Source organism: Pseudomonas sp. FR229a, assembly GCF_030209115.1.
GTDB classification, from domain to species: domain Bacteria; phylum Pseudomonadota; class Gammaproteobacteria; order Pseudomonadales; family Pseudomonadaceae; genus Aquipseudomonas; species Aquipseudomonas moraviensis_A.
Genome location: NZ_JARVSP010000023.1, coordinates 222224 through 231831, shown reverse-complemented (window position 1 = coordinate 231831; position 9608 = coordinate 222224). Strand labels below are relative to the sequence as shown.

The window sequence follows — 9608 nt, the reverse complement described above, 5'->3', positions numbered from 1 at the left end:
ACACCTCGGTCAGTCCCCTCTCCCTCCGGGAGAGGGTTAGGGTGAGGGGCTTTTGGCCTTTGACTCGATTCATGCCACCGTGAGCCCAGTCCATTGCTCCGAAACCGCCCAGAGTCGCTCCGCCAACCCGGCATCCGCCGCCCATTGCGCCACACCCTTGCGACCTGTTGCAGCATCATTGATCGGCGCAACATTGCAGTCTTCGCAATACACACCACCCAAATCCGCAAGCACTGCACTGGTCGCACACCACAACCCGGTAGCGGCGCCCTGCTCGACAGTTTTCAAACCGTTGTGCGGATCCAGCCGTGGCCGACCCTGTTCATCCAGCGCATCGAAGGCGGCGAGTTCCGTCGTGCTCAAGTGCCGTGCCAGATCCGTGAGAATCTGCCCCGGATGCAATGAGAACGCGCGAACGCCATGGCTACGTCCACGCTGATCGAGGGCGATGGCAAACAAGGCATTGGCGGTTTTCGACTGGCCATAAGCGAGCCATTTGTCATAAGGCCGCCGCAGGAAATCGATGTCGTCAAACTCCACCCCGGCAATCTGATGCCCGCGTGAAGACACCGACAGCACCCGCGCCTGCCCAGACTTGACCAGCACCGGCCAGAGGCCGCAGGTCAGGCGATAGTGGCCCAGATGATTGGTCGCAAACTGGCTCTCGTGGCCATCGGCATCGCGCAGCAACGGCGCGGCCATGACTCCGGCGCAGTTGATCAGCAACGACACTGGCTGACCCGCGCTGACCAGACTTCGGCTGAACCCGGCCACCGACTCGGCCTGCATCAGATCCATGGGCATTACCCTGACGCCGTCAATCCCGGTCAATGCCGCCTCTGCCCGCGCGGTATCTCGGGCCGGCACAATGACCTGCGCCCCGGCCGCAGCGAGGCTTTTCACCGTCAGCAGACCCAGGCCGGAATACCCGCCCGTGACCACGGCAAGGTGCCCGCGCAGGTCGATGCCGGCCATGACTTCCGCCGCTGTGCTGGCGGCGTTGAACGGTGATTGCACAGGTAGTTGAAGGGTAGCCATGGGCGTAATCCTGAGTGAGCTATCGAAGGCCTTCATTCTTGGCTAAGCTCTGCGGACGAACCAGTCTGATAAATCCAGGTTTCTGTCGTGATCATCCAAAATCCTGCTGGCGATCCACTCTCTGCCGTATTGGCGCTCTCTGAACTGCGCGCAGCCTGTTCGGTTCGTTTGCAGGCGGGTGGCATCTGGGCGCTGCGCTTTCAACCCATCGAACTGAAATTCAACGTGGTGCGACGAGGAGAATGCTGGCTGCGCATGCAAGGCGTGCCGGCGCGCCTGTTGCAGGCCGGCGACTGTTTTGTGGTATCGCGCACGCCGTTCATTCTCGCCAGCGGCGTCGATGTCGAAGCGGTGAATGCAGCGGATGTTTTCGCCCATGACGGTGCCTCGGCGACGTTTGGCGTCGGCGAGGGAGTCGAGTTGCTGGGAGGCAGCGTGTCGTTGTCGGGTCCAGGCGCGACGGAGCTGCTTGAGGTGCTGCCAACCTCGCTGATCATTCGCGCCGAGACCGCGGGTGCTTCGTCGTTCGGCTGGCTGCTCGATGAACTGGGCCGCGAATGGCCTTCGCAGCAGGCCGGCTCGCAGGCAATGTGCAACGACCTGCTGCGACTGATCTTCATCCATGCGTTGCGTCATCACATCAACAGCGCCGATGCCGAACAACTGGCCTGGCTGGGCGGGCTGCGGGAGCCAGCGATTGCCGGTGTGTTGCGCGCCATTCACGCTGCTCCGGAACAACCCTGGCGACTGACGCAAATGGCCGAAATAGCCTGCATGTCGCGATCGGGTTTCGCTGCGCTGTTCAAGACACGCATGGGCCTGGCACCGGTCGAATACGCCACACGCTGGCGGATGCGCGTGGCCGCGTTTCGCTTGCGCAATGGTCGGGACAATGTGGCGACTGTCGCCGCTTCTCTGGGCTATCTGTCCGACGCAGCCTTTGGCGCGGCCTTCCGCCGGGTGCATGGAATATCGCCGGGGCAATACCGCCGCGATCCGTCGCTATAGAACAAGCGCCGGTTGATCGAGGTTATGATCGCGACAACCGCCGCCAAGGACCTGCCTGCCATGAAAACCCGCCCTACCCCCGCACCATTGCTCAAGCCTGGCGAAACCGTGGTGCTGTTCGACGGCGTGTGCAAGCTCTGCAACGGCTGGGCGCGCTTTCTGATACGCCATGATCAACAGCGTCGCGTGCGTCTCGCGGCGGTGCAATCGCCCGAGGGCCAGGCCTTGCTCGCGTGGGCCGGTTTGCCGCTGGATGAGTTCGACACCATGGCGGTGATTCGCGACCGGCATTACTGGGAGCGTTCCGATGCGTTTCTCGAAGTGGTCGGGCAATTGCCGGCGCGCTGGCAGCCGCTGAAACTGCTGCGGATATTCCCACGCGTGCTGCGCGACTGGGCTTACGATCGCATCGCCCTGAATCGCTATCGGCTGTTCGGCAAGTACGACACCTGCCTGCTTCCAACAGCGGATCATGAAAGCCGTTTTCTAAAGGCCCACGGCTGATCCGATCAGTTGCAGCGGCGTCATCTTCGTCACCATCATCAGCACGATGACAAACATCCCGGCGAACCCGGCGATGCCCATCCAGAACCACCAGCGGTACGTGCTCGCGTAGCGATCATCCAGAGCCAGGCCACCCTCGCCCGCGCTCAGCGCCATGCTCTGCAAACGCTTTTGCAACACCAGCACCGGCAGCCACAACGCGCCCACACAGAAGAAAATGATCAGCGAAGTCAGCAGCCACTCAGTGCTCATCGACAGCCCCGAAAGGCGCATCAGCAGATAGCCGGTGATGACCTGCACAACCCCTGCCGGCGTGGTGATCCACGTATCGAAACGCACCACCATCCGTGCGACATGGGCGATCACTTGCGGGTTGCCGCTGCGGCTGGCGGCGATCAGGTAGAGGTAGGAGCCCATGCCGAAACCAAAGAGGAAAATCGCCGCGATTACATGCAGGTATTTCAGACAGAGATAGAGCATCTCAACGCTGCCCTTCGGCGAACTGCACCGACAGACTCAGATTGGCCGGATCGTTGATCGCCGTCAGATATTCCTCGACGCTGATCTCGCCAACACAGGGTCGCGCGCCAGATTGCGGCACGTAACCCCGGGCCATTTTGCTGGCGAGGGCGACGGCGGCGCAGCTGGGGATTTCCGGGCCTTTGTCATTCAGCGCGGTGAGTTGCGCGGTCATGCTCAGTGGCTGGCCGTCGACACCAGTGCCGCGAACATCGATGTACATCGCGCTTTTGCCATCACCGAAACGCTCGAACCACGTGCCCAGTCGATGCAGACGCGCCGCCCAGCGCCGATGATCGCGCACCAGACCGAAGCGCAAGGCCTGCGCCAGCAAGGCGTTGGCGACACCGCCGAGTTTCAGGCCGGCGCCGGCCTTGAAGCGCAGCGTCTGTGCCCCATAGCGGCGAGCGAAAATATCCATGTCCGGCACATCGACATTGGCCAGCACCCGCGTGCCCAGTTGCGGCATGCTGCGCAGGGTCAGATCGAGCCAGCCCAATACTTCGTGAGTCTGGCCATTCTTCAACTGCCTGATCGGTTTGCCGGCATAAGCGAGCACGCCTTCGACCGTGGACAGCCCAGGCATCTTCGCCGAGGAAGAAATGCCATGCTCGATCGAATCGATCCGCGCAAAACGCGAGCGCTGCTGATCGATGATCGCCGAAGACAAGGTCGGCACCGAGCTGCAGCCGCTGAGCAGCGCCACCCCAGCCTCCTTGGCGCGGGCGTCAAGCACATCGATGCCGTTGACGAAGGTGCGGCAGTCAGCCAGATCGCAATAATTCACACCGGCGCTGATGCAGCTTTCCGCAACCGCGTAGGACTGCCCCTGAAACGGCCCGCCGGTGTGCACCACCAATTGAATATTCAGCTCGCGCAACGCCGATTGAAACCCCGCGCCCAGCGCATCGCCCCACCAGCCTTGGCTGGTACGGCCCGATTGCGCTTGCAGCTCTTCGACCTTGCGCTGCAACTTGCGCGCATCGCGGCCCGACAACACCAACTCAATCTCTGGCATCTGCGCCAGATGCCGACAAACGATACTGCCGAAATTGCCGTAACCACCGACGACCATCACCCTGAATGCCATTGCCCTGTCCCTGTTTCAGCCCGAACGTGGCGCAGAGGATATAGGCCGCAGCGGTGATCAGAAATTTATTTTGAAACCGGGTATCACCCCGTCCGCTTGTCCAAGGCAAAAAGAATGAACCCAACGCCCCTCTCGTCGCCTAACGCACAGACCATCAGGAGTTAAGCCTATGCAAATCGAAACCGTGTGGATCGTGTTGGCGGTCATTCTCGTGCTGATCGAGCTTTGGGCCATCAACCGGGTGCGCAAAAGCCAAGGGAAATCCAGTAGTAAAGGCGTGTGGATCGTGCTGATCGTGTTCGTGCCGCTGTTCGGCCTGATCGCCTGGGCACTGGCGGGACCCAAGCATGTCGGGCGGATTTCGCCTTCACAGGCCAACCGCTGAAGCACGAGCGCAGGCCTGTCTCAAGCATTATCCACAGCCCGGCATTTGCCGGGCTTGTTATATGCAATGTCCGCCGAGCGGATATCTTGCAGGCTGCACGAAGGCGTTCTGCCTGCTTCTGCGCCAGCCCTTGATTTACGCGGGTTGCGCTTGATCGCCGAGTTGGCATGAGTCCTGCGATAGCCTCTTCCTGAATACACAGCAGCGCAAAAAAAAGAACGCTGTGTTCAATCCGTGAAAAGCAGAGGCGACAAAAAATGAATGCCATCGACCTTCTCAAAGCCGACCATGAAAAAGTCAAAGCCATCCTCAGCCAACTGAGTGAATCCACCGACCGTGCGCTGAAAAAACGCGGCGAGTTGCTGGGCAAACTGGAAATGGAAATCACCATCCATACTCGCCTGGAAGAGGAAATCCTGTATCCCGCGTTCAAGGAAGCCGGCAGCAAGGAAGAAGACATCATGTACTACGAAGCCAAGGAAGAGCACCGCACCGTGGATTCGCTGGTGCTGCCTGATCTGAAAGAGACGGATCCAGGCACCCCGGAATTTGCCGGCCGGGTCAAAGTGGTCAAGGAACTGCTGGAACACCACATCAAAGAGGAAGAAGAAGAGATGTTCCCCAAAGCGCAGAAGCTGCTGGGCAAGGCCAAGCTCGAGGAACTGGGCGCACAAATGGAAGCCATGAAGGCGAGCCACAAAAAGCAAATGGCGGCCAACAACATCGCCGCGTAAAGCGCTGAAGTTACCGAGGCCCGGCAGCAATGCCGGGCTTTTTTTGTGCGCCGACACTGGATTTCCTATATAGGCGCAATCCCTGTGGGAGTGAGCCTGCTCGCGATGGCGTCAGGTCAGGCAACCAAGCGGTGACTGACACTCCGCTTTCGCGAGCAGGCTCACTCCTACAGGGACGGGGGTGGCGCTGAAGGCTGTGGTGTTCAAACGGCCCAAGGTGGCGCCGGATCGAATTTGGCTTCGATCCATTCCTTGAACGCCACCACTGCCGCCGCTGGAAACCGCGATGACGGTCTGACCAGATAGACCCCTCCCGCCGAATCCAGCTGCCAGTCGGGCAACACACGAATCAACCGCCCTGCCGCCAGATCGCGGCTCATCAGCCAGTCGCCGGCACCGAGTATGCCGGCGTCGGCGCGGGCGGCGGCGAGGAGAGATTCGCTGTCGCTGGCGGTCAGGTTGCCGCGTGGCGTGATGGTCTGCAGTTCATCGCCGCGATGCAGGCGCCACAACGGGAACGACGCCAGCCCGCTGAAGCGCAGGCAATTGAGCTGCAATAGATCCTGCGGTGTTTGCGGCATGCCGTGCGCCTCGATGTAGGCTGGCGATGCGCAGAGAATCCGGCGATGGTCACTGAGCTTTTTCGCGATCAGCCGATTGTCGTCCAGTTCGCCGATGCGGATGGCCGCGTCGAAGCCTTGCTCAATGATATCGACGAGGCCTTCGCTGTAATCGGCGACCACTGAGACGTGCGGATGGGCCTTGAGAAACTCCGGCAACATCGGCCCCAGCCACAGGCGCCCCATCGCCGCCGGCAAGGCCAGACGCAACGTGCCGCGCACTTCGCTGGCGCCCTGCACCGCTTGTTGCTGCGCCTCGTTCATCAGCTCGACGGCTGCGCGCAGGCGCTGTTCGAGTTGCAGGCCGGCCTCGGTGATGCGCACGTGTCGCGTCGAGCGCTCGACCAGCCGCACACCCAGACGTTTTTCCATCGCAGCAAGACGCTTGGAAACGATGGTCGGATGGCGCTGCAACAAACGCCCCGCCGCGACGAACGAGCCTTGTGCGGCGACGGCGAGAAAGGCAGCGATCTCATCGCTGTGCGGATTGCTCAGAACATCCAGATTCATGGTTTTAGAATGATCGCCCCTGATGATCGCCCCGACTCCAGATCGGCATGCGCTTGTGCCGCGTCGGCCAGTGGATAACGCGCACGGATCTGCGGCGTGATGATACCGGCAGCAACAGCGGCCAACACATCTTGCGCACGTTCCTGGTATTCGGCTGTTGTAGCGGTGTGCGCTGCCAGCGATGGACGGGTCAGGAACAGCGAGCCCTTGGCATTAAGGGTGGCGATTTCCACCGCTGCCGGCGCGCCGGTCTGCGCGCCAAACGAGACCATCAGCCCACGTGGACGCAAGCTGTCCAGCGACGCCTGAAAAGACACCCGGCCAATCGGGTCATACACCACGTCGACCTTGCGCCCCTCGGTGATACGCAACACATCGGCGGCGAGGGTCTCGGCATTGAACACCAGCACTTCGTCACAGCCCGACGCGCGAGCCTTGTCGACACTGGCCTGTTTCGACACCACACCGATCACCGTCGCGCCAAGGTGTTTGGCCCACGGCACCATGGTTTCCCCCAGACCACCTGCGACACCATAAAGCAACATTGTCGTGCCCGGCCCGACCGGGTAAGTCGCTTTCAGCAGGTATTGCGCGGTGATGCCCTTGAACAGCACCGCTGCCGCGTCTTCGAACGACAGCTCATCGGGGATTTTCACCAGACGCTCTGCCGGAAACAGCCGCGCCGAGGCGTAGCCGCCCAAAGGACCGGTAGCATAAGCGACCCGATCACCGACCCGCACATTGCTCACACCGGCGCCGACAGCCGCGACCCGCCCCGCGCCCTCCAGACCCAGCCCCGACGGCAATGCCACCGGCACCGCGCCTTTGCGTTGGCTGACATCAAGGTAATTGACGCCCACCGCCTCTTGCTCCAGCCAGACTTCGCCAGGCCCGGGGGGTTGCTCGCTGACCGTTTGCAGTTGCAGGACGTCCGGAGCGCCGGTTTCGGTGAAGCGGATTGCGTTGACCATGTTCATCTCCGTCCAGTCATTAACCGTTGAGCTCACTGTGAAAGCTGAGGTTCAGATGAACAAGCCGGGCTGGATGCAGTTCATTGCTGCACATCATGCAGCTATCCGATCATAAAAAAGGAGCGGCACTGATGCCACTCCCCATGGAAACGCTAATCGAACGCGCCGTTGAGCACCTCGTAGATCAACCCGGTGGCCAGCGCAACGAGGATCAGGTCGGTGCCCACCTGTTGCCATTCGTAGCCGTCATAGTGAGGCAAATGGCCGAGCAGGCGCCCGTCCAGCTTCTTGGCAATACCCGGTGGCAGCGGCTTGCCACGCGCCAGATTCTTTTGAATGCCCGGCGGCAGCGGCGGCCCCGGATTCCAGTACTCGCCGCGATAGCCGCCGACGATGCCGAGAATATTGCCGCGATCAACGCTCGGCCCGCCGCCGCGATTGCCGGAGGATGGCTGGCCTTTGTTGCCATTGCCCTGAGCGCCCCCACCCGGTTTCCCGTCATCCTGCATGTTCTGCGGCTTACCCTTGCCATTGCCCTGGCCACCTTGACCACCCTGGCCCTGGCCCTTGCCATTGCCGGGGTCGGCCAGTGCAGTCGTGCTGCCCACCACCAGCGCGAGGCAGGACAATGCGGCGATCAATCTGCGAGCTTTTCTCATGGACGGTTCCTTCGGTTCGCGCGGCTTTTGGTTCTGACGCATGTGCTCAGCTTAGTGGATTTCCCCTTGCTGACCACTCGGCGTTACGTCAGGATTCCCGTCCTTTCCACCCGCGATCGAAAATTCATGAATCGTCAAAAGAAGCTGCAGCAGTTGTTCAAGGAAAAGGCCAAAAAGGCCAACGCCAAACTGGCGCCGAAAAAGCCCAAGTACATCTGCAAGGCTGATCGCCTGAAGCTGGAAGCCGAAGCCGAAGCCGCGCAGGCGCAGGCGCAGGTCGAGAACGTCGAAAGCTGAGTCAGGCTTTCTGCCGCGACGTCAGCCACGTCATCAGCGCCGCCAGCACCAGCAATGCCGCGCTGGCGAAGAAGGTCGACCGATAACCGCTGCCGTCGAACAGCAGACCACCAACGGTCGACCCCGAAGCGATCGACAACTGCACCACCGCCACCATCAGCCCCCCGCCCGCTTCGGCATTGTCGGGCAGCGTGCGCGCCAGCCACGACCACCAGCCGACCGGCGCGGCGGTCGCGATCAATCCCCACAAGCCCAGCAACACGAAGGCCGCGACCAGCGAGCTGCCCAGCCCTATAAGTGCCACGGCGATCACCGCCATCAACAGTGGGATGGCGATCAGCACGCGATACAGGCCTTTGTTCAGCACCGAACCGATGACCACGGTGCCGATGAACCCGGCCACACCAATGACCAGCAAAATCATCGACAGCACTGAAACGTCGACCCGGGTCACGGTTTCGAGAAACGGCCGCAGGTAAGTGAACAGAACGAACTGGCCCATAAAGAACAGACCTGCGCCGAGCATGCCGAAGGCCACCCGGCGGCTTTTGAACAACGCGAAGACATTGCCCGCGCTGGCTTTGCGTGGCGCGGCGGGGAGCGCAGGCAAGCTGATCCACTGCCAGAGCAGCGCAATGAGCGCCACCGGTATCAGGCAGAAAAACGCCCCGCGCCAGCCAATCACGCTACCGAGATAACTGCCCAACGGCGCCGCCACGACGGTCGCCAGGGCGTTGCCGCTGTTAAAAATCGCCAGTGCCTTGGGCACGCTGGCGGACGGCACCAGACGCATGGCCAGCGCCGCCGACATCGACCAGAAGCCGCCAATGACCACGCCGATCAATGCGCGACCGATCATGTACACCGTGTAGTTGGGCGCCAGTCCGACCACTAGCCCGGACGCGCACATCAGCGCCGTCAACAGCAGCAACAGATTTTTGCGATCCATCGAACCAGCCAGCCTGGCGATCGTCAGGCTGGTCAGCACCGCGAACGCGCCGGAGATGGCGATGCCGTAGCCGGCCAGGCCTTCGCTGATGTGCAGGTCCGTCGCCATCGGCGTGAGCAGACTGACCGGCATGAACTCGGAAGCGATCAGCGCGAAGACACACAACGTCATCGCGAAAACGCCGCTCCAGTAAGCTGGTTGCTCGCCAGCGGTGGAGGCGTCCATGGACTGGGCTGTCGGGTTATCGATTACTTGGGCCGTCATGCAGAACCTGTTTTGAAAAGACTTGATCGGAGCAATTTTTGCCCCGCTACTCAGGCTGCA

General features: G+C 61.5%; 12 protein-coding genes. 5 read left to right on the top strand and 7 right to left on the bottom strand.

What is annotated here, in order from left to right; translation table 11 throughout:
- Nucleotides 1-69: 69 nt before the first annotated feature.
- Nucleotides 70-1038 carry an oxidoreductase gene (locus QRN33_RS19895; RefSeq protein ID WP_285409647.1) on the bottom strand — a complete coding sequence of 323 codons (969 nt, stop codon included), beginning with the start codon at nucleotides 1036-1038 and terminating at the stop codon, nucleotides 70-72.
- 87 nt (nucleotides 1039-1125) lie between these two features.
- On the opposite strand from QRN33_RS19895, the gene QRN33_RS19890 reads away from it, so the two are divergent.
- Together QRN33_RS19890 and QRN33_RS19885 are read left to right on the top strand one after the other, a co-directional pair.
- Nucleotides 1126-2046 (top strand): AraC family transcriptional regulator, encoded by a 921-nt coding sequence (locus QRN33_RS19890; RefSeq protein ID WP_285409646.1) that lies wholly within the window; start codon nucleotides 1126-1128, stop codon nucleotides 2044-2046.
- A 51-nt stretch (nucleotides 2047-2097) separates the two neighbouring features.
- Nucleotides 2098-2550, top strand: a complete 453-nt coding sequence (locus tag QRN33_RS19885) for a thiol-disulfide oxidoreductase DCC family protein (RefSeq protein WP_285409648.1) — start codon at nucleotides 2098-2100, stop codon at nucleotides 2548-2550.
- On the opposite strand, the gene QRN33_RS19880 is transcribed toward QRN33_RS19885, so the two are convergent.
- Both QRN33_RS19880 and QRN33_RS19875 read right to left on the bottom strand, forming a co-directional pair.
- Nucleotides 2533-3030, bottom strand: a complete 498-nt coding sequence (locus QRN33_RS19880; RefSeq protein ID WP_285409645.1) for a DUF2269 family protein — start codon at nucleotides 3028-3030, stop codon at nucleotides 2533-2535. The two genes, QRN33_RS19885 and QRN33_RS19880, sit on opposite strands and share 18 nt — an antisense overlap.
- Nucleotide 3031: 1 nt before the next feature.
- The gene (locus tag QRN33_RS19875) at nucleotides 3032-4159 is read right to left on the bottom strand and encodes a saccharopine dehydrogenase family protein (protein ID WP_285409644.1); all 1128 of its coding nucleotides are present in this window, start codon (nucleotides 4157-4159) and stop codon (nucleotides 3032-3034) included.
- A 169-nt stretch (nucleotides 4160-4328) separates the two neighbouring features.
- Between QRN33_RS19875 and QRN33_RS19870 the strand changes: the two genes are divergently transcribed.
- Together QRN33_RS19870 and QRN33_RS19865 are read left to right on the top strand one after the other, a co-directional pair.
- The gene (locus QRN33_RS19870) at nucleotides 4329-4544 is read left to right on the top strand and encodes a PLD nuclease N-terminal domain-containing protein (protein WP_042609659.1); all 216 of its coding nucleotides are present in this window, start codon (nucleotides 4329-4331) and stop codon (nucleotides 4542-4544) included.
- A gap of 257 nt (nucleotides 4545-4801) precedes the next feature.
- On the top strand, nucleotides 4802-5278 hold the full coding sequence (locus tag QRN33_RS19865) for a PA2171 family ribosome-binding persister protein (RefSeq protein WP_065617088.1): 477 nt from the start codon (nucleotides 4802-4804) through the stop codon (nucleotides 5276-5278).
- Nucleotides 5279-5481: 203 nt separating this feature from the next.
- Here QRN33_RS19865 and QRN33_RS19860 read toward each other — a convergent pair whose 3' ends face one another.
- The 3 genes from QRN33_RS19860 to QRN33_RS19850 form a co-directional block, all read right to left on the bottom strand.
- Nucleotides 5482-6408: a LysR family transcriptional regulator gene (locus QRN33_RS19860; protein ID WP_083353029.1), complete on the bottom strand. Its 927-nt coding sequence runs from the start codon at nucleotides 6406-6408 to the stop codon at nucleotides 5482-5484.
- Nucleotides 6405-7379 carry a quinone oxidoreductase family protein gene (locus QRN33_RS19855; RefSeq protein ID WP_285409643.1) on the bottom strand — a complete coding sequence of 325 codons (975 nt, stop codon included), beginning with the start codon at nucleotides 7377-7379 and terminating at the stop codon, nucleotides 6405-6407. Before QRN33_RS19855 ends, QRN33_RS19860 begins: the two co-directional genes overlap by 4 nt.
- A gap of 152 nt (nucleotides 7380-7531) precedes the next feature.
- Nucleotides 7532-8038, bottom strand: a complete 507-nt coding sequence (locus QRN33_RS19850) for an anti-virulence regulator CigR family protein (RefSeq protein WP_285409642.1) — start codon at nucleotides 8036-8038, stop codon at nucleotides 7532-7534.
- Between the two features lie 126 nt (nucleotides 8039-8164).
- Between QRN33_RS19850 and QRN33_RS19845 the strand changes: the two genes are divergently transcribed.
- On the top strand, nucleotides 8165-8335 hold the full coding sequence (locus QRN33_RS19845) for a DUF2986 domain-containing protein (protein ID WP_123418487.1): 171 nt from the start codon (nucleotides 8165-8167) through the stop codon (nucleotides 8333-8335).
- 1 nt (nucleotide 8336) lies between these two features.
- Here QRN33_RS19845 and QRN33_RS19840 read toward each other — a convergent pair whose 3' ends face one another.
- Nucleotides 8337-9548: an MFS transporter gene (locus tag QRN33_RS19840; RefSeq protein WP_285409641.1), complete on the bottom strand. Its 1212-nt coding sequence runs from the start codon at nucleotides 9546-9548 to the stop codon at nucleotides 8337-8339.
- Nucleotides 9549-9608 lie beyond the last annotated feature (60 nt).